The organism is Streptomyces sp. NPDC048623, from assembly GCF_040650755.1.
Lineage (GTDB): Bacteria > Actinomycetota > Actinomycetes > Streptomycetales > Streptomycetaceae > Streptomyces.
Genome location: NZ_JBEZHV010000029.1, coordinates 18,947 through 37,857, shown reverse-complemented (window position 1 = coordinate 37,857; position 18,911 = coordinate 18,947). Strand labels below are relative to the sequence as shown.

The 18,911-nt window shown below is 71.1% G+C and carries 16 protein-coding genes and 2 tRNA genes; 8 read left to right on the top strand and 10 right to left on the bottom strand.

Features of this window, described 5'->3' with window-relative positions:
- Positions 1-147: 147 nt before the first annotated feature.
- From AB0C73_RS31260 to AB0C73_RS31245, 4 genes are all read right to left on the bottom strand, one after another.
- Entirely contained in the window at positions 148-825 is a 678-nt protein-coding gene (locus AB0C73_RS31260) for an ATP-dependent Clp protease proteolytic subunit (protein ID WP_362536726.1), read from the bottom strand.
- Positions 826-869: 44 nt separating this feature from the next.
- The gene (locus AB0C73_RS31255) at positions 870-1,487 is read right to left on the bottom strand and encodes an ATP-dependent Clp protease proteolytic subunit (RefSeq protein WP_362536724.1); all 618 of its coding nucleotides are present in this window, start codon (positions 1,485-1,487) and stop codon (positions 870-872) included.
- A gap of 331 nt (positions 1,488-1,818) precedes the next feature.
- On the bottom strand, positions 1,819-3,198 hold the full coding sequence (gene tig, locus AB0C73_RS31250) for a trigger factor (RefSeq protein WP_362536722.1): 1,380 nt from the start codon (positions 3,196-3,198) through the stop codon (positions 1,819-1,821).
- A gap of 186 nt (positions 3,199-3,384) precedes the next feature.
- A tRNA-Pro gene (locus tag AB0C73_RS31245) sits at positions 3,385-3,461 on the bottom strand.
- Between the two features lie 131 nt (positions 3,462-3,592).
- On the opposite strand from AB0C73_RS31245, the gene AB0C73_RS31240 reads away from it, so the two are divergent.
- Positions 3,593-3,663 (top strand) — tRNA-Gly (locus AB0C73_RS31240).
- A 170-nt stretch (positions 3,664-3,833) separates the two neighbouring features.
- Complete coding sequence (locus tag AB0C73_RS31235; RefSeq protein ID WP_362536720.1) at positions 3,834-5,402, top strand: hypothetical protein; 1,569 nt, start codon at positions 3,834-3,836, stop codon at positions 5,400-5,402.
- A gap of 99 nt (positions 5,403-5,501) precedes the next feature.
- Here the strand turns inward: AB0C73_RS31235 and AB0C73_RS31230 are convergent, their stop codons facing one another.
- Positions 5,502-5,696 (bottom strand): hypothetical protein, encoded by a 195-nt coding sequence (locus AB0C73_RS31230; RefSeq protein ID WP_362536719.1) that lies wholly within the window; start codon positions 5,694-5,696, stop codon positions 5,502-5,504.
- Positions 5,697-5,996: 300 nt separating this feature from the next.
- On the opposite strand from AB0C73_RS31230, the gene AB0C73_RS31225 reads away from it, so the two are divergent.
- Positions 5,997-7,079 carry an acyltransferase family protein gene (locus AB0C73_RS31225; RefSeq protein WP_362536717.1) on the top strand — a complete coding sequence of 361 codons (1,083 nt, stop codon included), beginning with the start codon at positions 5,997-5,999 and terminating at the stop codon, positions 7,077-7,079.
- Here AB0C73_RS31225 and AB0C73_RS31220 read toward each other — a convergent pair.
- Positions 7,060-8,205: a PP2C family protein-serine/threonine phosphatase gene (locus AB0C73_RS31220; protein ID WP_362536715.1), complete on the bottom strand. Its 1,146-nt coding sequence runs from the start codon at positions 8,203-8,205 to the stop codon at positions 7,060-7,062. The two genes, AB0C73_RS31225 and AB0C73_RS31220, sit on opposite strands and share 20 nt — an antisense overlap.
- A 107-nt stretch (positions 8,206-8,312) precedes the next feature.
- Between AB0C73_RS31220 and AB0C73_RS31215 the strand changes: the two genes are divergently transcribed.
- A complete protein-coding gene (locus AB0C73_RS31215; RefSeq protein ID WP_362536713.1) occupies positions 8,313-9,551 on the top strand; it encodes a GNAT family N-acetyltransferase in 1,239 nt (412 codons plus the stop codon).
- 55 nt (positions 9,552-9,606) lie between these two features.
- Here the strand turns inward: AB0C73_RS31215 and AB0C73_RS31210 are convergent, their stop codons facing one another.
- Positions 9,607-10,452, bottom strand: coding sequence for a DNA-formamidopyrimidine glycosylase family protein (locus tag AB0C73_RS31210; protein WP_362536711.1), 846 nt, complete (start codon positions 10,450-10,452; stop codon positions 9,607-9,609).
- The gene (locus tag AB0C73_RS31205; protein WP_362536709.1) at positions 10,452-10,946 is read right to left on the bottom strand and encodes a ribose-5-phosphate isomerase; all 495 of its coding nucleotides are present in this window, start codon (positions 10,944-10,946) and stop codon (positions 10,452-10,454) included. Before AB0C73_RS31205 ends, AB0C73_RS31210 begins: the two co-directional genes overlap by 1 nt.
- Positions 10,947-11,176: 230 nt before the next feature.
- Between AB0C73_RS31205 and AB0C73_RS31200 the strand changes: the two genes are divergently transcribed.
- Positions 11,177-12,637 (top strand): amino acid permease, encoded by a 1,461-nt coding sequence (locus AB0C73_RS31200; RefSeq protein WP_362536707.1) that lies wholly within the window; start codon positions 11,177-11,179, stop codon positions 12,635-12,637.
- 49 nt (positions 12,638-12,686) lie between these two features.
- Complete coding sequence (locus tag AB0C73_RS31195) at positions 12,687-14,009, top strand: FAD-binding oxidoreductase (protein WP_362536706.1); 1,323 nt, start codon at positions 12,687-12,689, stop codon at positions 14,007-14,009.
- 7 nt (positions 14,010-14,016) lie between these two features.
- On the opposite strand, the gene AB0C73_RS31190 is transcribed toward AB0C73_RS31195, so the two are convergent.
- Positions 14,017-14,613 (bottom strand): biotin transporter BioY, encoded by a 597-nt coding sequence (locus AB0C73_RS31190; RefSeq protein WP_362536704.1) that lies wholly within the window; start codon positions 14,611-14,613, stop codon positions 14,017-14,019.
- A 257-nt stretch (positions 14,614-14,870) separates the two neighbouring features.
- Between AB0C73_RS31190 and AB0C73_RS31185 the strand changes: the two genes are divergently transcribed.
- A complete protein-coding gene (locus AB0C73_RS31185) occupies positions 14,871-16,292 on the top strand; it encodes an amino acid permease (RefSeq protein ID WP_362536702.1) in 1,422 nt (473 codons plus the stop codon).
- Positions 16,293-16,409: 117 nt separating this feature from the next.
- Complete coding sequence (locus tag AB0C73_RS31180) at positions 16,410-17,885, top strand: amino acid permease (protein WP_362536700.1); 1,476 nt, start codon at positions 16,410-16,412, stop codon at positions 17,883-17,885.
- A gap of 79 nt (positions 17,886-17,964) precedes the next feature.
- Here the strand turns inward: AB0C73_RS31180 and AB0C73_RS31175 are convergent, their stop codons facing one another.
- The gene (locus AB0C73_RS31175; protein WP_362536698.1) at positions 17,965-18,870 is read right to left on the bottom strand and encodes a hypothetical protein; all 906 of its coding nucleotides are present in this window, start codon (positions 18,868-18,870) and stop codon (positions 17,965-17,967) included.
- Positions 18,871-18,911 lie beyond the last annotated feature (41 nt).

Genomic DNA, 18,911 nt, shown 5'->3' with positions numbered 1-18,911 from the left:
TTCAGCGACTCCTGGTGCCTCATATTCGACGGTACCTTGCCGGGCCCCCCGTTCGGGCCCCCCTTGGCACGGTTCACATGGATGCGATTCGGCCACACATGCCGTGCGGGCCGCGCCAAGGAGTCCGTACCAAGGGAAGGGCGAACGTCAGACCGTCGAGCCCGCCGTGCTCTTACGGGTCGAGATGATCTGGTCGATCAGGCCGTACGCGAGGGCGTCCTCGGCGGTCAGGATCTTGTCGCGCTCGATGTCGTCGCGGATCTTCTCGATCGGGGTCGAGGAGTGCTTGGCCAGCATCTCCTCCAGCTGGCTGCGCATGCGCAGGATCTCGTTGGCCGCGATCTCCAGGTCGGAGAGCTGCTCACGGCCGGTGCCACCGGAGGGCTGGTGGATCAGCACGCGCGCGTTGGGCAGGGCCATCCGCTTGCCGGGGGTGCCGGCGGCGAGCAGCACGGCCGCGGCGGACGCCGCCTGGCCCATGCAGACCGTCTGGATGTCCGGCTTCACGAACTGCATCGTGTCGTAGATGGCGGTCAGCGCGGTGAAGGAGCCACCGGGGCTGTTGATGTAGATCGAGATGTCGCGGTCCGGGTCCATCGACTCCAGGCACAGCAGCTGCGCCATCACGTCGTTGGCGGAGGCGTCGTCGATCTGCACGCCGAGGAAGATCACGCGCTCCTCGAAGAGCTTCGCGTACGGGTCGTACTCGCGGATGCCCTGCGAGGTGCGCTCGACGAAGCGCGGGACGACATAGCGGTTGTCCACCTGCGGGCCGGTGTAGAGGCCGCTCGCGGAGAAGTTCGGGGTCATGGGGCTGTTCACCATCCTGAGGGCGATCGTGGCTGGGCTGTGGAGCGGGCTGCCGGGGCTCAGGCGCCCGTGCCGCCGCCGCCCGGGACACCCGCGGCGTGGGTGATGATGTCGTCGATGAGGCCGTAGTCCTTGGCCTCCTCCGCGGTGAACCAGCGGTCGCGGTCGCCGTCGCGGATGATCGTCTCGACGGTCTGGCCGGAGTGGTGCGCGGTGATCTCGGCCATGCGCTTCTTCGTACGGAGAAGGTACTCGGCCTGGATCTTGATGTCCGAGGCGGTGCCGCCGATGCCGGCGGAGCCCTGGTGCATCAGGACGTCGGTGTTCGGCAGCGCGAAGCGCTTGCCGGCGGTGCCGCCGGTGAGCAGGAACTGGCCCATCGAGGCCGCCATGCCCATACCGATGGTCACGACGTCGTTGGGGATGTACTGCATGGTGTCGTAGATGGCCATGCCGGCCGTCACCGAGCCACCGGGGCTGTTGATGTACAGGAAGATGTCCTTCTCCGGGTCGGCGGCCAGGAGGAGCATCTGCGCGGTGATCTTGTTGGCGATCTCGTCGTCGACCTGCTGGCCGAGGAAGATGATCCGCTCGCCGAGCAGCCGGTTGTAGACATGGTCGCCGAGGCCGCCACCGATGGACGGCTCACCCGCGGCGTAAGGCTTCAGATTCGTCACGTATCCACCTGCTCGTCTCCGACGGCCCCGGGCCGTCTCGCGTCTCGTTCCGGGGGCACTGGCCCCCGTATTCATGGACCCTAACGCGCAGGTAGGACAACGCCATCCCGGTTCCCGAACTGTTCGCTGGGAGCGCAAGGTAGTTGGGCACGCATGAATACGTCACCAAGGGTGCCACCACGGGGTTGTGCCGCCGGCCCCGGGTACGTCCGACGGCGGCGGCCCGGGTACGTCCACGGGCCCGGGCGCACGGGGGTGCGACCGGGCCCGTGGCACGGCGTTCGGCGGCGTTCACCGGGCGGCGCGGGCCGCCCGGTGAGCCTTGAGAGCCTTACTTCTCCTCGGAGACCTCGGCCTCGCCGGTGACGGCCTCGACCGTCTCCGTGGCCTGCTCCTCGTCCTCGTCGGACAGGTCCACCACGTTGCCGTTGGTGTCGACGACCTTGGCGGCCTCGACGACGACCGCGAGGGCCTTGCCGCGGGCGACCTCGCCGACCAGCATCGGCACCTGGCCGCCCTGGACGACGGCCTGGGCGAACTGGTCGGGGGACATGCCGGAGGAGGCGGCGCGGCGCATGAGGTGCTCGGTGAGCTCCTCCTGGTCCACGTTCAGCTTCTCCTGGGAGACCAGCTCGTCGAGCAGGAACTGGGTCTTGATGCCCTTGACCGCCTGCTCCTTGGTCTCGGCGTCGAACTCCTCGACCGTCTTGCCCTGGAACTCCAGGTACTTCTCGAGGGTCAGGCCCATCTGGCCGAGCTGGTGGTGCTCCAGGTTGTGCTTGCGGGTGTTGATCTCGTCCTCGAGCAGCTTCTCGGGAACGGGGATCTCCGCGATCTCCAGGAACTTCTCCAGGACGCGCTCCTGGGCCTGGGTGGCCTGGTCGAACTGCTTCATGTTCTCGAGGCGCTTGCGGCTGTCGGCCTTGAGCTCGTCGAGGGTGTCGAACTCCGACGCCATCTGCGCGAACTCGTCGTCCAGCTCGGGGAGCTCGCGGGCGGCGACGGCGGTGACCTTGACGGTGACCTCGGCCTCCTTGCCCGCGGCCGAGCCGCCCTTCAGCTCGGAGGTGAAGGTGGCCTCGCCGCCGGCCTCCAGGCCGGTGACGGCGGCGTCGATGCCGTCGAGCAGCTCGCCGGAGCCGATGGTGTACGAGACACCGTCGGCGATGCCGTCGGGCAGGACCTCGCCGTCGACCTTGGCCTGCAGGTCGATCGTGACGACGTCGCCCTCGGCGGCGGCGCGCTCGACCGGGTTCGTGGAGGCGAAGCGCTCGCGCAGCTGCTCCACGGACTTCTCGACGTCCTCGTCGGTGACCTCGATGGCGTCGACCTCGACCTCGATGCCGGAGTAGTCCGGGATCTCGATGGCCGGGCGGATGTCGACCTCGGCGGTGAAGGCCAGCAGCTCGCCGTCCTTCAGCTCCGTGATGTCGACCTCGGGCTGGCCCAGCGGGTTGACCTCGGCCTCGTTCACGGCCTCGGTGTAGAACTTCGGGAGCGCGTCGTTGACGGCCTCCTCCAGCACCGCACCGCGGCCGAAGCGCTGGTCGATGACGCGCGCGGGGATCTTGCCCTTGCGGAAGCCCTTGACCGTGACCTGCTGGTTTATCTTCTTGTACGCCGCGTCGAGGCTGTCCTTGAGCTCCTCGAAGGGCACCTCGACAGTGAGCCGAACCCGGGTCGGGTTCAGGGTCTCCACGGCGCTCTTCACGGTTCGGTCTCCTTGATGGCTGATTCCTGGTTTCCGGCGGCACCGCCAGGGCGGTTCCGGCCGATCGGCCCGGTCAGAGAGACACACGGGCACGCAGCTTGCATAGTAACCGCAAGCGGCAGGCGCCCCACAACGCGATCTTCACCGGTGAACTTCAGCGTGAACTTCGCGCGCGTGATCGTGTACTGGTCGGGGTGGCGGGATTTGAACCCACGGCCTTCCGCTCCCAAAGCGGACGCGCTACCAAGCTGCGCCACACCCCGTCGGTGCGACACGTAGGGTACATGGACGGAGACGGTCCGACGCCCCCTCTTTCCGAGGCGCGTGCGGACGACCGCCCGGACCCGCTACGATGGCGTCCGAGCCGCGGCCCTGGCCTGCGGCGTCTTGTTGTGCGGGCGTAGCTCAATGGTAGAGCCCTAGTCTTCCAAACTAGCTACGCGGGTTCGATTCCCGTCGCCCGCTCTGTTGATGACGGCTCGGGCCCCTTCTTCTTCGAAGGAGGGGCCCGAGCCGTCACCGTTTCCGGGTCGATACGCGCCCCCCCCGCGGCCGATAAAAACCCTGCGCCCGACGCCGGGCGTCCCCGTTAGCGTCTCCCCCGCAGTGACCAACTGCCTTCAGGGGAGGGGAACATGAAGAGGACGAGCAGGGGAACGGTGGCCTCGCTGGCGCTCGCGTGCGCGGCCGCGCTGCTGGGTACCGGCACGGCGTCCGCCGCCGAGTACCCGTACTCGGTGACCGATCCGTCGTCGCAGCCCGGCGGCTGCACCACCGCGGGGGAACTCGCCTGGGTGGGGAACACGGACGTGATGCTGACGGCGAAGGTCCAGGGGGAGAGCAGTACCGAGGGGCTGCCGCAGGCGCACTTCCGGCTCTGGCGCGAGGGGGCGCCCGAGACCCCGGTGGTCGACACGACCGTCGGGACGAGCGGGGGCTCGACCGTCACGCTGCCGGTGCTGAAGACCTCCCTGCCGCCGGAGGGCCCGTACTGGTGGCAGGTGCGTCTGGAGAGTGCGAGCGGCGCCTCGGAGTGGACCACGGCGTGCGGTTTCTCGACCGACCACACGCGGCCGGCGGCTCCGGCGGTGGCCTTCCTCGACGCGACGCCGTATCCGAACGCCTCGGACCCGGGAACGGTCCGGACCGTACGGATCGCCCTTCCGGAGGGGACGGAGGCCTCGTACTTCTGCGTGGACCCGCTGAGCCGGGACGTCACCCTGTCCTGCCCGGCCGAGAAGCGGGTGCCGGTCGGCGCGGACGGGACGGCGACGACGACCTTCGTGACGCCGGAGCGGACGGGCCCGGCGACGGCGTGGGCGCGCGCGTTCGACCGCGCGGGGAACCCCTCGGACGCGGCGGGTGCCGACTACTGGGTGAAGACGCCGTTCGTGGAGCCGTTCGGCGACTTCGACAGCGACGGCCGGGCGGATCTGCTGGGCGTGGATGCCGAGGGGCGGCTGACGCGGGGCGCCGGCCTGGAGGGCGGCGGCTTCGCCGCGCCCGTGGTCGCCGACGGGCGGGACTGGACGGGTGCGGTGGTGGCCCGGGCGGGGTACCTGATCAACCGGTTCGGGCCGCAGGAGCCCAATGACGTGCGCAACGACCTCGTGGCCCGGCAGGGCGCGAAGCTGCTCGTGTACCCGGGTGACGGCGCGGGCGGCTTCGGGGCGCCGGCGGAGATCACCGGGTACGACTGGTCGAATGTGACGGCCATCTCCCTGGGCCGGGCGCCCGAAGGCGTTCTGCCGAGGCTCGTCGTGGTCGAGGGCGACCGGCTGCTCGTGTTCGACCTCTACGAGGGCGGCACGGAGCTGCGCGTGAGCGAGCCGGTGGTGCTGGCGTCGAGCGGCTGGGCGGGACGGACGATCGCCGCGTCCGACGCGTACTTCGGGTGGTTCGCGGCCGGTGTGCTCGCCCGGGACCCGGAGCGGGGCTCGCTGGAGTTCGCGGGTGTCGACTACGGCCTGGACACGGCGCCGTACGTGCTGGTGCCGCCGGTGACGGTGGCCGACTCGGACTGGACCGCGCGGCAGGTGCCGTCGCTGGTCGCGGCCGGTGACCTGACGGGTGACGAGCTGACCGACCTGGTCACCGCCGACCGGCGGGGCGGTCTGACGCTGCACCCCGGGCGTGAGGACGGGACCCTGGGCACGCCGGTGCCGCTGAGCGGTACGGGCTTCAAGGGCCTGCGGCTGTTCTGAGTCCCGGGACACCGTGACGACGCAAGGGCCCCTGCCGTTCGCGGCGGGGGCCTTCGCCGTACGTCCGCGCCACACACCCCTGGCGCGACGCGGCGGCGGTCAGAACTTTATGGCGCCGATCGTCTGCGTTATCGAGTCCAGGAAGCGCTGGATGTCGTCGGCCATGCCCGTGGAGGCGAGGAAGAAGCCGAAGAGGACCGCGACGACGGCCGGGCCGCCCTTGAGGTTTCCGCCGCGGATCAGCACCACCAGGATGATCGCCAACAGCAGCACCATGGACAGTGAAATGGCCACAACTGATCACACCCTCGGTCGGTCCCACCTTGCCGCCCGGGAGCGCACGTCACAGAACACCCCCGCCGCATCTATCGTGCCACCAACTTCCTTCCCGCTGCGGCCGGGTGACGAATCGCCCCGGCAAGAGGAGTGAGAAAAGAGAGACGAAGGGCACACGGGCACAACGGTGTGCCTTTTACGCCGTTTCAGGAGGTTGACCTATGAGGCAATGCCAGAATTTGCGGCATTTGGGGGTGATTTGACGACAACGTGCACAACACTTTTCGCACAGGTGACGCACAGATAGCGTCAACATTCATGTGCTCCCTCACCCACCAGGGTGCCGTCGGTGCGGCCACCGCACCCGCCGGGCCCGCGACACCCCCCGGCACCCCGGCCGCGTCCCGCCGGGACCCGTACTTCGACAACGCGAAGTACCTGGCCATCCTGCTGGTGGTCATCGGCCACGTCCTGCCCGTCGTGCTGGCCGGCAGCCGGACCACCCGGGCCCTGTACGAGTTCATCTACGTGTTCCACATGCCGGTGTTCATCCTCGTCTCCGGCTACCTCTCGCGCAGCTACACCGGGAAGCCCGCGCAGCTCAAGCGGCTGCTGACCGGCGTCGCCCTGCCGTACGTGGTCTTCGAGGTCGTGTACACGTTCCTGACCCGCTGGGTCGAGCCCGGCCGGCCGTTCAGCCTGCTCCAGCCCACGTACCTGATGTGGTTCCTGCTCGCACTCTTCGTCTGGCGCGTGACGGCCCCCTTCTGGTCCGTCGTGCGATGGCCGGTCACGACCTCGATCGTGATCGCCGTGCTCGCCACGGCGACGCCGACCCTCGGCGATCAGCTCGAACTCCACCGGATCGTGCAGTTCCTGCCGTTCTTCGTCATCGGCCTGCGGATGAAGCCCGAGCACTTCGTGTGGCTGCGCCGCACCCCGGTGCGCGTGGCCGCCGTGGTCGTCATGGCCGTGACGCTGGTGGTCACCTACCGGGTGACCCCGTACGTCCCGCTGAACTGGATCTACCGCTCCCGGGGCGTCCAGGAGCTGGGCATGAAACTGCTGCCCGGCATGTTCTGGGCCGGTGTCCTCTTCCTCCTCACCCTGCTCCTCTGCGCCGCCTTCCTCTCCCTCGTGCCCGGCTCGCGGCGCTGGTTCACGGTGCTGGGCGCCGGCACCATCTGCGGTTACCTGCTGCACGGCATCGTGATCCGCGTCGGCTCCTACAGCGGCCTCTACGACCGTCTCGACTGGCTCCAGACTCCGCTGGGCCGGGTGGTCATCACCGTGGTGATGCTCGCGGTGATGACGCTCCTGTGCACGCCCGTGGTGCGGAAGGTCATGAAGCCGGTGACCGAGCCGGAGCTGGCCTGGGCGTTCAGGCGGAACGAGAAATAAGGAGCAGGGCGCGGTCGTCGTTGACGTCCTTGGCGCAGGCTTCGATGAGGTGCCAGGCGGCGCCCTCGAAGCCGGCGGCGACGTGGCGGTCGGCCTCGCCGGTGAGGCGGTCGATGCCCTCGGCGATGTCGCGGTCGGGGCTCTCGACCAGGCCGTCGGTGAAGAGCATCAGCACGTCGCCGGGGCGCAGTGAGCCCTTGACCGGGTGGAACTCGGCGCCGTCGTACACGCCGAGCAGCGGTCCGTCGGCGTCCTTCTCCTCCCAGCGGCCGGTGCCGGCATGGAGCTGGAGCGCGGGCAGGTGGCCGGCGGAGAGGAGTTCGTAGTCGCCCGAGTCGAGGTCGAGGACGAGATGGACGGAGGTGGCGAAGCCCTCGTCCCAGTCCTGGCGCAGCAGATAGCCGTTGGCGGCGGGCAGGAAGCCGTGCGGCGGCAGCGAGCCGAGGAGCCCGCCGAAGGCGCCGGAGAGCAGCAGGGCGCGGGAGCCCGCGTCCATGCCCTTGCCGGAGACGTCGGTGAGGACGACTTCGAGGGTGCGGCCGCCGTGGGTGCGGGCGGCGACGACGAAGTCGCCGGAGAAGGACTGGCCGCCGGCCGGGCGGAGCGCCATCTCCCGGTGCCAGCCGCCCGGGAGGCGGGGCAGCGCGCTCTGCACCCGGATGCGTTCGCGCAGGTCGAAGAGCATGGTGCCGCCACGCCGCCAGGGCACGCCGACGCGGGCGCGGAACTGTGCGATGAGTAGCCCGAACAGTCCGCAGGCGGCCACCACCAGGACGATGCCGGGGGTGACCCGGGCCGGGCCCTCGGTGTAGGGGCCGAGGACGACGGACTCGACGATGAGCGCGCCCGCGGCCGTCGCGTACAGGCCGAGGAGGCTGGCCGGCCGCAGCAGCAGCCCGCCCGCGACGATCGGCAGGACGAGCGCGGCCGGCGAGCACCACACCGGATCGAAGAGCGTGCCGAAGGTGATGGCGGGGATGGTGAGGAGCAGCCCCGCCATGGCGATCCAGTCGGAGCCGTCGCCGCGGAAGTAGTCGACCGCGCTCCGGCGCAGCGAGACACGGGCCCGGAGGGCGCGCCTGCGCATCCGGGCCGCGTACGAGTTCACTGCGCCGCGACGTCCCATTGGCCTGGACCCTATCCACCCGATCGGAGGTCGTGCAGGGGGACCCGGGTGACAACGTGTGCGAAACCGGGTCGCGTCGGCCCGCGGGGCGCTGATATCGATGGCATATGACGATCGAACTGCGGGTGCTCGACCCGGCCGAATGGGACAACTGGTACGCGGTGCTGGAACTCGCGTTCGGCGGGGTCGCGGAGGCGGACGAGGAGCGCAAGCTCTGGCAGGAGCTCACCGAGCACGAGCGGTTCATCGGCGCCTGGGACGGGGACCGCTGCGTCGGCACGGCGGGCGCGTTCTCCTTCCGGCTGTCCGTCCCGGGCGGGGCCGTGGTGCCGGCCGCCGGAGTGACCATGGTGAGCGTGGCCGGAACGCACCGGCGGCGCGGGATCCTCACCTCGATGATGCGGCGCCAGCTGGAGGACGTACGGAGCTGGGGCGAGCCTCTGGCGGTCCTGACGGCCTCGGAGCCGGTGATCTACGGCCGCTACGGCTACGGGGCGGCGACGTACGCGACCCACGCGACGATCGACACGACGCGGGTGCGGCTGGCGGTGCCGGAGGGCGCGGACGGCGCGGACGGCGTGACGCTGCGGGTGACGACGCCGACGGAGGCGCTCGACGCGACCGAGGCGGTGTACGCGCGGCTCGTCGCCCGCCGGCCCGGGATGCTGGAGCGGCGCCCCGGCTGGGAGCGCCTGGCCCTGCTCGACCCGCCGGGTGACCGCGAGGGCGGCTCGCCGCGCCTGTGCGTGCTCGCGGAGCGGGACGGGGAGGTCGTCGGCTACGCCCACTACGCGATCAAGCCGAACTGGTCCTTCGCGGGCGCCGACGGCTCCGTCTCGGTGCACCAGCTGCACGGGCTCGACCCGGCGGCGGAGGCGGCGCTGTGGCGGTTCCTGTGCTCGGTGGACCTGACCGCGCGGGTGAAGGTGCACAGCCGGCCGGTGGACGACGCCTGGCAGCACCTGGTGTCGGACGTCCGGCGCTGCGAGCCGACCCTCCGGGAGATCCTCTTCGTACGTCTCGTGGACGTGGGCGCGGCGCTGGCGGCACGGACGTACCAGGCGCCGGTGGACGTGGTGTTCGAGGTCACGGACGCGTTCTGCCCCTGGAACGAGGGGCGTTGGCGGCTGACGGGGGACGCGAAGGGGGCGGTGTGCGTGCGGACGGACGAGGCGGCGGATCTGGCGCTGTCCGTGCGGGAGTTGGGGGCGGCGTATCTGGGGGGCGTGTCGCTGGTGTCGCTGGCGGGGGCGGGGCGCGTGCGGGAGTTGCGGGGCGGGGCGTTGACGGAGGCTTCCGTCGCCTTCGGGTCGCCGGTCGCGCCGTGGTTGCCGCACGGTTTTTGATTCCCCACCCCGCCCCTTCCCAGAACCGGGGGTTCTGCCCCCGGACCCCCGCTCCTCAAACGCCGGAGGGGCTGGTTTTTTGACAGCGCGGGCACCAGAAGAGGTTTCGCGCCGCCAGTTCCGCCGTGCGGATCTCCGTGCCGCAGATGTGGCAGGGCCGGCGGGCGCGGCGGTAGACGTAGACCTCGCCGCCGTGGTCGTCGACGCGCGGCGGGCGGCCCATGGCCTCGGGGGTGTGTTCGGGGCGGACCGTGTCGATGCGGTTCAGGCGGACGCCCTCGCGCATCAGCATCACCAGATCGGCCCAGATCGCGTCCCACTCCCCCGCGGTCAGGTCCTTGCCCGCGCGGTACGGGTCGATGCCGTGCCGGAAGAGGACCTCGGCGCGGTAGACGTTGCCGACGCCCGCCACGATCTTCTGGTCCATGAGCAGGGCCGCGACCGTCGTACGGGAGCGGGCGACGCGCTTCCAGGCGCGGCCGGGATCGGCGTCCTCGCGCAGCGGGTCCGGGCCGAGGCGGTCGTGTATCGCCTGCTTCTCGGCGTCGGTGATGAGCGCGCAGGTGGTGGGGCCGCGCAGGTCGGCGTACGACTCCGGGTCGGCGAGCCGCAGCCGGACGGTGTCCGTGGGCGGCGGGGCGGGCACGTCCGGTGTGACGTCTCCGAAGCCGATCTTGCCGAACAGGCCGAGGTGGATGTGGACCCACTCCCCGCCCGGGAGGCCCGTGAAGCCGAGGAAGAGGTGCTTGCCGTGCGCCTCGGTGCGCGCGAGGACCGTCCCGTCGAGCAGGGCCGCCGAGTCGGCGAACTTGCCCTGCGGGCTGGAGACACGCACGGACCGGCCGCCGAACCGTTCCCGGTAGTCGGCGGCCAGCCGGTGGATGGTGTGCCCTTCGGGCATCAGGCGGTGGGCTCCTGCGGGTGGTGGGCCGGGATGGGGGGCAGGACGCCCTCCGTCTCGTACGCCGACAGCATCTCGATGCGACGGGTGTGACGCTCGTCACCGGAGTACGGGGTCTTGAGGAAGACCTCGACGAAGGAGGTGGCCTCGTCCTGGGTGTGCATGCGGGCGCCGACGGCGACGACGTTGGCGTTGTTGTGCTCGCGGCCGAGGGCGGCGGTCTGCACGCTCCAGGCGAGGGCGGCGCGCACCCCCTTGACCTTGTTCGCGGCGATCTGCTCGCCGTTGCCGGAGCCGCCGATCACGACGCCGAGGGCCTCCGGGTCGGCGGCGGTCCGCTCCGCGGCGCGCAGGCAGAACGGCGGGTAGTCGTCCTGGGCGTCGTAGATGTGGGGTCCGCAGTCGACGGGCTCGTGGCCGTGGGCCTTCAGCCATTCGACGAGGTGGTTCTTGAGTTCGTAGCCGGCATGGTCGGAGCCGAGGTAGACGCGCATGGGTCCGAGTGTGGCACGGCGGGAAGCGGGTAGCGGTCAGCGGGGTGGCGCCCCGGCCACCCGTCTTCCAGGGCTTCAGGCCGCGCCCCCGCCCCTGGCTGGTCTGGACCTTATGCCCCACATATGGCCTGAGTCACGATACGGAATCATCTCTTCCGTACTCACCGGTCGCCCTGTTTCATGTCTCCAGCTCGCGACCCGAGCACGCCCCCACACCGAAGGAAGCGTTCATGAACACGCAGCCGACCCTGGCGAAGGAAGGCAGGACCACCGGCAACACCGGTGAAATCCAGCCCGACGGCACCAACGGCCTGAAGGCCGGGCTGAAGAACCGCCACCTGTCGATGATCGCCATCGGCGGTGTCATCGGTGCCGGTCTCTTCGTCGGCTCCGGCTCCGGCATCGCCGCCGCCGGTCCCGCCATCCTCCTGTCCTACGCGCTGGTCGGCGCGATGGTCGTCTTCGTGATGCGGATGCTCGGCGAGATGGCCGCCGCACGCCCCGCCTCCGGCTCCTTCTCCGCCTACGCGGACCAGGCGCTCGGCCGCTGGGCCGGTTTCACCATCGGCTGGCTGTACTGGTTCTTCTGGGTCGTCGTCCTCGCCGTCGAGGCGACCGCCGGCGCCAAGATCCTCGAAAGCTGGATCCCGGCCGTCCCGCAGTGGGGCTGGGCGCTCATCGTGATGGTGGTGCTCACCGCGACCAACCTCGGCTCCGTCGCCTCGTACGGCGAGTTCGAGTTCTGGTTCGCCGGCATCAAGGTCGTCGCCATCGGCGCCTTCGTGGTCATCGGTCTGCTCGCCGTCTTCGGCGTGCTGCCCGGCTCGGACAACCCGGGCGCCGGATTCGCGCACCTCACCGACGCCGGCGGGTTCTTCCCGATGGGCGCGGGCGCGATCCTCACCGGTGTGCTGATGGTCGTCTTCTCCTTCATGGGCTCCGAGATCGTCACCCTGGCCGCCGGCGAGTCCGAGGACCCGCAGCGCGCCGTCACCAAGGCCACCAACAGCGTGATCTGGCGGATCGGCGTCTTCTACCTGGGCTCGATCTTCGTCGTCCTCACCCTGCTGCCGTGGAACGACAAGTCGATCCTCGACAAGGGCTCGTACGTCGCGGCCCTCGACTCCATCGGCATCCCGGCCGCCGGCCAGATCATGAACGTGATCGTCCTGACCGCCGTGCTGTCCTGCCTGAACTCGGGCCTCTACACCGCCTCCCGCATGGCCTTCTCCCTCGGCCAGCGCGGTGACGCGCCCCGCGCCTTCGCCCGCACCAACAAGCGGGGCGTGCCGACGGCGGCGATCCTCTCCTCCGTGGTCTTCGGCTTCGTCGCGGTCTTCTTCAACTACAAGTGGCCCGACACCGTCTTCGCCTTCCTCCTCAACTCCTCCGGCGCGGTGGCGCTCTTCGTCTGGCTGGTCATCTGCCTCACCCAGCTGCGGATGCGCGGGATCATCCTGCGCGAGGCGCCCGAGAAGCTGGTCGTGCGGATGTGGCTCTTCCCGTACCTGACCTGGGCCACCGCCGCGATGATCGTCTTCGTCCTCGGCTACATGGTCTACGACGGCGGCAGCAACCGTGAGCAGGTCGTGCTCTCGCTGCTCGTGGCGGCGCTGGTGCTCGCGATCGGCCTGGTCAAGGACCGTCTGCAGAAGTCCCGGGCGCAGACGGAGCTCGTCGACACGATCTGATCCGCGATCCCCCACGATCGCCTCCCATACCTGACGGGAGCTGTCAGGTATGGAGCGGAAGCTCTCCGTGTACCCACCACCTCGGGAACGGAGAGCTTCCGTGTTTTTCCAGACCGCCTTCACCGTCCGGCCCGACCGCCTCGTCTCCGCCACCGGGCCCGAGGACGTCCGGACCGCCGTCCGGTACGCCGCCGAGCACGGTCTCTCCGTGACCGTGACCAGCACCGGGCACGGCCTCGGCGGGACCGTCGAGGGCGGGGTGCTGATCGACACCCGGGCCATGGACGGGGTCGAGGTCGACCCGGTGGCCCGCACCGCGCGGATCGGCGCCGGGGCGCGCTGGGGGCAGGTGGCCGAGGCCGCCGCGCCGTACGGGCTCGCGCCCCTGAACGGCTCCTCGCCCGGCGTCGGTGTGGTCGGCTATCTCCTCGGCGGCGGGCTCGGGATCCTGGGCCGGACGTACGGCTGGGCCGCCGACCGGGTCCGCGCGGTCGAGCTGGTGACGGCGGACGGCGCCGTACGGCGGCTGGTGCCGGGCGACGCGGCCTTCGGGGCGCTGCTCGGCGGCGGGGCGGTGCACCGGTTCGGCGTGGTCACCGAGGTGACGGTGGATCTGGTGCCGGTCGCACGGCTCTACGGCGGCTCGCTCGCGTTCGACGGGGCGGTGGTGGACCCGGCCGAGGTGCTGCGCGGTTACGTGCGCTGGGCCGAGGCCCTGCCCGCGACGCTGACCTCCTCGCTCGCCGCGCTCGTCTATCCCGACGTCCCGGCTCTGCCGCCGCACCTGCGCGGGCGGTACGTGCTCTCGGTGCGGGTCGCGTGCACCGGAGCCTCCGGGAACTCAGCCGAGGGCGAGCGGCTCGTGGCGCCGCTGCGGGCGCTCGGGCCCGCGCTCTCCGACTCGCTGCGGGAGCTCCCGTACTCCGAGAGCCCCACGATCCACGCCGACCCGGACGTCCCGCACGCCTACTGGGGCGACGGGATCCTGCTCGACGTGATGGACGAGGGGGCGGTGACGGAGGTCCTCCGGCTGACCGGGCCGGAGGCCGGGCGGATGGTGGTGGTGCAGCTCAACCACCTGGGCGGGGCGCTCGCCGCGGAGGGGCCGGCCTCGGTGCCGTACCGGGAGGCGGGGTGGCTGGTGCGGGCGCTGTATCCGCTGGACGAGACCGGAGAGGCGGGCGTGGCGCCCGTACGGGAGCTGCACGCGCGCGTGGAGGCGGCGCTGGCGCCGCGGACCCTGGGACGGGCGGTGAACTTCGTCTTCGGCGACCGGGAGCGTACGGAGGGGCTCTACGACCCGGAGACGGCGAAGAGGCTCGCCGCGGTCGAGTCGGAGCTCGATCCGGCGAACCTCTTCGGAAGGGGGTGACCGATGGTCAGCCCTGGCGGCCGCCGACCAGCTTCCAGGCGGCCGGGAGCAGACCCATGGCGAGGGCCGCCTTGAGGGCGTCGCCGATGAGGAAGGGGGTCAGGCCGGCCGCGACGGCCTGGCCGAAGGACATGCCGGTGGCGAGGGCCAGGTAGGGCACGCCGACCGCGTAGATGATCGCGGAGCCGAGCACCATGGTGCCGGCCGTGCGCAGCACCGAGCGGTCGGCGCCGCGGCGGGCGAGGCCGCCGACGACGGTGGCGGCGAGCAGCATGCCGAGGATGTAGCCGAAGGACGGCATGGCCCAGCCGGAGGACGCCTCGGCGAACCACGGGACGCCCGCCATGCCGGCGACGGCGTACAGCGCGAGGGAGAGGAAGCCGCGGCGGGCGCCGAGCGCGGTGCCGACGAGCAGGGCGGCGAAGGTCTGGCCGGAGACCGGGACGGGGGAGCCCGGGACGGGCACGGTCAGCTGGGCGGCGAGACCGGTGAGCACGGCGCCGCCGGCGACCAGCGCGAGGTCGCGGACGCGGCTCGCCGGGACGAGGTCGGCGAGGACCGTACCGGAACGGAGGGAGGAGACGGGGGCGGTGGCGGTGCTCATCGGTACTCCGTGAGGTGGGAAGGGGACGGGGGCAGGCTCGACCGTATGCCAGGAGTGAACGCCCGATCACCGTCAGCCGCTCACAAAGCACAACGCGAACCCTTCGTGGAGATCAAACAAACCTGCCTGTTCATGCATCTCGCCACGTGACGCTCATCACGGGGAACTCCCGCCAGGACATCCCTTTTGCGTCAACGGCCCGTCACCGGGGAGACTGTGGGGTCCCCATAAACAACCGAAGAGCGCGAGCCCTCCACATGCACGACGCACCACCCGTCCCGCGGTCCTCTCCGGCCTCCGAACAGGAGCCGCTGTCCCACGGTCTGAAGCAGCGTCATCTGACGATGCTGGGCCTGGGCGGGGTGATCGGCGCCGGACTCTTCGTCGGCTCGGGCGCGGGCATCGCGGTGGCCGGTCCCGGGATCGTCGTCTCGTATCTGATCGCGGGCGCGCTGGCGATGCTGGTCATGCGGATGCTGGGCGAGATGTCGGCGGCGATGCCGGCCTCCGGCGCCTTCTCGGTGCACGCGGAGCGGGCCCTCGGCCGCTGGGCGGGCTTCTCGGTGGGCTGGCTCTACTGGTTCCTGCTCGTCGTGGTGCTCGCCGTGGAGGCGACGGGCGCTGCGCGGATCGCGCACGGCTGGGTGCCGGGGGTCCCGCAGTGGGGCTGGGTGCTGATCTTCATGGTGGTGTTCACGGCGGCCAATCTGGCGGCGGTGAGGAACTTCGGCGAGTTCGAGTTCTGGTTCGCGGCCCTGAAGGTCGGCGCGATCGTGCTGTTCCTGGTGCTCGGCGTCCTCGCGATCGTCGGATGGCTCCCGGACACCGCGCCGGTGGGCCTCGCGAATCTGACCGGCCAGGGCGGTTTTCTGCCGCACGGCTGGTCGGGTGTCGTCTCCGGCGTCCTCGCCGTGGTCTTCGCCTTCGGCGGCCTTGAGGTCGTGACGATCGCGGCGGCCGAGTCGGACGACCCGGCGCGCAATGTCGCGCGGGCGGTGCGCAGCGCGGTGTGGCGGATCCTGCTCTTCTACGTGGGTTCGATGCTGGTGATCGTGACCCTGCTGCCGTGGACGGCGATGAAGCCGGGCGAGTCGCCGTACGTGGCGGTGCTCGACGCGATCGGGGTACGAGGGGCCGGCCAGATCATGAACGTGGTGGTGTTCGTGGCGCTGCTCTCGGCCCTGAACGCCAACCTCTACGGCTCGTCCCGGATGGTGTTCTCGCTGGCCGAGCGCGGTGAGGCGCCGAAGGGCCTGCTCAGGGTCTCGGGCGGCGGGGTGCCGGTGCGGGCGGTGCTCGCCTCGGTGGCCTTCGGCTTCGTGTCCGTCCTGCTCAATCTGAAGTGGCCGGATTCGGTCTTCCTCTACATGCTCAACGCGGTCGGCGCGGTGCTGCTGTTCGTGTGGGCGCTGATCGCGGTCTCGCAGCTGCGCCTGCGCCGCCGGATCGAGCGCGAGGCGCCCGAGACGCTGACCCTGCGGATGTGGGGCTTCCCCTGGCTGACCTGGACCGCGCTCGCCGCGATGGCGGCGGTCGTGGTGCTGATGCTGCTCGACGAGGGCGCCCGGCCGCAGATCCTGTGGTCGAGCGGGGCCACCGCGGCCGTGCTGCTCGTGGCGTGGGTGCGCGAGCTGCGAGGGCTGCGGGAGCTCCGCGCCTCCTCCACCGAACGGAACTGAATCTTCACCTTGCGTGAAGCTCGTGCCCGTATAGCGGACATCCGTTCCCTCTGAGCGGTGCGTCCCCACAGACTGTGGGGCACCCTCCCCGTCTCAGCTAGTGAACAGGGTTCGCCCATGTCTCGGACAACCGCGCCCGCGCCGGCCGACCGCAAGGACGGCGCGACCGCCCCCGGCGACGGCTCCCCCAGCCCGTCCCCCAGCCTGTCCCACGGCCTCAAGCAGCGCCATCTGTCGATGATCGCCCTCGGCGGCGTCATCGGCGCCGGCCTGTTCGTCGGCTCCGGAGCGGGCATCGCCGCCGCAGGACCGTCGATCGTCCTCGCGTACGCGCTCTCCGGTCTGCTCGTCATGCTCGTGATGCGCATGCTGGGCGAGATGTCGGCCGCGTACCCGTCCTCCGGCTCGTTCTCCTCGCACGCCGAGCGGGCCTTCGGCTCCTGGGCCGGCTTCGCCTCCGGCTGGGCGTTCTGGGTGCTGCTCAGCGTCGCCGTCGGCCTGGAGGGCATCGGCGCGGCGAAGATCGTCACCGGCTGGCTGCCCGGCACGCCGGAGTGGGCCTGGGTCGCGCTCTTCATGCTGGTCTTCTGCGGCACCAACCTGGCGGCCGTGAAGAACTTCGGCGAGTTCGAGTTCTGGTTCGCCGCCCTGAAGGTCGGCGCCATCGCCCTCTTCCTCGGCCTGGGCGTGCTCGCCGTCCTGGGCGTGCTGCCCGGCACCGACTCCCCCGGCACCGGCAACCTCTTCGGGCAGGGCGGCTTCCTGCCCAACGGCAGCGAGGGCCTGGTCGTCGGCCTGCTGGCCTCGGTGTTCTCGTACGGCGGCATGGAGACCGTCACCATCGCCGCCGCCGAGTCCGCCAACCCCGTGCAGGGTGTCGCCAGGGCCGTGCGCACCGCGATGTGGCGCATCTCGCTCTTCTACATCGGTTCGATGGCCGTCGTCGTCACCCTCATCCCGTGGAACGACCCGGCGATCGCCGAGAAGGGCCCGTACGTCGCCGCCCTCGACCACCTGGGCATCGAGGGCGCCGGCCAGATCATGAACGTCGTGGTCCTGGTCGCGCTGCTCTCCGCGATGAACGCCAACATCTACGGCTCCTCGCGCATCGCCTTCTCCCTGGTCCACCGCGGCCTGGGCCCGAAGGTGCTCGGCCGCGTCTCCGGCGGCGTGCCGCGCCCGGCGGTGCTCGCCTCCTGCTTCTTCGGCTTCGTCTGCGTGGGCCTGAACTACTGGTCCCCCGACAAGATCTTCCCGTGGCTGCTCAACATGATCGGCGGCGTGATCCTGGTCGTCTGGATCTTCATCGCGGCCTCGCAGCTGGTGCTGCGCCGCCGCCTGGAGCGCGAGGCGCCCGAGAAGCTGGTCGTGCGGATGTGGCTCTACCCGGGCCTGTCCGTCGTCGCCCTGGCCGGTATGGCGGTCATCTTCTTCCTGATGGCCCGTGAGCCGGACACCCGCGTGCAGCTGTACGCGACGGGCGCGATGACGCTGGTCCTGGCCGTGATCGGCCTGGTGCGCCAGAAGGCGCGGGCCGGTGCGGGCGCGAGCGCGGGCGCCGGTGCGCTGGCTCCGGCGGCCGAGGAGGCCTGACCGAGCCGGCAGTGAGGTACGTACGGCGCCCCGTCGAGCGAGTGCTCGGCGGGGCGCCGCCGTATGCCGATACGCGACCTCACGCGCCGCAGTACGGGGCGGTGCGCACGTATCCGCCGTGGTTCTCGTCGTCCGTGCCGAGCAGCGCGTCGCCGGTGCCGGGCAGGCACTCGACGGCCTCGGTCTTGTAGCCGGGGAAGGTGCCGAGCACGGTCGGGCTCGCCGCGAGCGTGACGCGTACCCGGCCCGCGGCCGAGACCGTGAACCGGCCGATGTCGCTGACGGCGGAGTCGAACGGCCCGTCGTCGCCGGCGTCCGCCGCCGAACTCGCCAGGATCCGGCCGGAGTCGGTCACCGCGAGGTCGGAGATGTGGCGCGTGCCCTCGCCGGCCGGGTACGTCGAGGTGTACGGGCGCTTCGTCACCGCACCGAACAGCGGCTGCCCCCACGGGGCGAAGGCGAGCGGCGCCGCGTACAGCGTGGCGGGCCGGGCCGGTCCTTCGCCGCGGTCGGCCCACAGGGCGGCGAGCTTCCCGTCCCGGGCGACCAGCGCGAAGCTCTCGTAGTCGTCGCCCTGGCCGATCGCGGGCAGCGGCGCGTAGTCGGCGACCGTGGCCGTGGCGCCGTCGACCTCGATCCGGTAGACGATCCCGCGGCTCGCGAGCGCCAGATACGCGCCGGGCGCTCCGGGGACGGCCTCGACGGCCTCCAGGTCGTTGGGCTCGGCGCCGTTCCAGGTCAGCCGCCCGACGGCGAGGGCACCGTCCCGGTACGAGACCCGGGAGAGCCGCGGCTGCCCGGGGCGCTTGTTGTCGTTCACGAACAGGGCGCTGTCACTGCCCGCGCCCTCGGAGGCGAGACCGCTGACCCCGCTGCGGGCGTCGGTGCCGACCTGCTCCCAGTCGTCCAGGGGCGCGGCCGCGGCGGCCGGGGCGAGCAGTCCGAGGAGCGCGGTCGCGGTGGCGAGCTTCAGGGGAAGGTTCATGCCCGCACGTTATTGATCTTGAGCGGCGCAGCCCCAGCGTC

Bases quoted from the DNA above. Each gene is read 5' to 3' on its own strand.
- AB0C73_RS31235 (WP_362536720.1), top strand. From the start codon at position 3,834: ATGAAGAGGACGAGCAGGGGAACGGTGGCCTCGCTGGCGCTCGCGTGC.
- AB0C73_RS31220 (WP_362536715.1), bottom strand. From the start codon at position 8,205: ATGGGACGTCGCGGCGCAGTGAACTCGTACGCGGCCCGGATGCGCAGG.
- AB0C73_RS31185 (WP_362536702.1), top strand. From the start codon at position 14,871: ATGCACGACGCACCACCCGTCCCGCGGTCCTCTCCGGCCTCCGAACAG.
- AB0C73_RS31210 (WP_362536711.1), bottom strand. From the start codon at position 10,452: ATGCCCGAAGGGCACACCATCCACCGGCTGGCCGCCGACTACCGGGAA.
- AB0C73_RS31195 (WP_362536706.1), top strand. From the start codon at position 12,687: ATGGAGCGGAAGCTCTCCGTGTACCCACCACCTCGGGAACGGAGAGCT.
- AB0C73_RS31215 (WP_362536713.1), top strand. From the start codon at position 8,313: ATGACGATCGAACTGCGGGTGCTCGACCCGGCCGAATGGGACAACTGG.
- AB0C73_RS31190 (WP_362536704.1), bottom strand. From the start codon at position 14,613: ATGAGCACCGCCACCGCCCCCGTCTCCTCCCTCCGTTCCGGTACGGTC.
- AB0C73_RS31205 (WP_362536709.1), bottom strand. From the start codon at position 10,946: ATGCGCGTCTACCTCGGCTCCGACCATGCCGGCTACGAACTCAAGAAC.
- AB0C73_RS31175 (WP_362536698.1), bottom strand. From the start codon at position 18,870: ATGAACCTTCCCCTGAAGCTCGCCACCGCGACCGCGCTCCTCGGACTG.
- AB0C73_RS31225 (WP_362536717.1), top strand. From the start codon at position 5,997: ATGTGCTCCCTCACCCACCAGGGTGCCGTCGGTGCGGCCACCGCACCC.
- AB0C73_RS31180 (WP_362536700.1), top strand. From the start codon at position 16,410: ATGTCTCGGACAACCGCGCCCGCGCCGGCCGACCGCAAGGACGGCGCG.
- AB0C73_RS31200 (WP_362536707.1), top strand. From the start codon at position 11,177: ATGAACACGCAGCCGACCCTGGCGAAGGAAGGCAGGACCACCGGCAAC.
- AB0C73_RS31260 (WP_362536726.1), bottom strand. From the start codon at position 825: ATGGTGAACAGCCCCATGACCCCGAACTTCTCCGCGAGCGGCCTCTAC.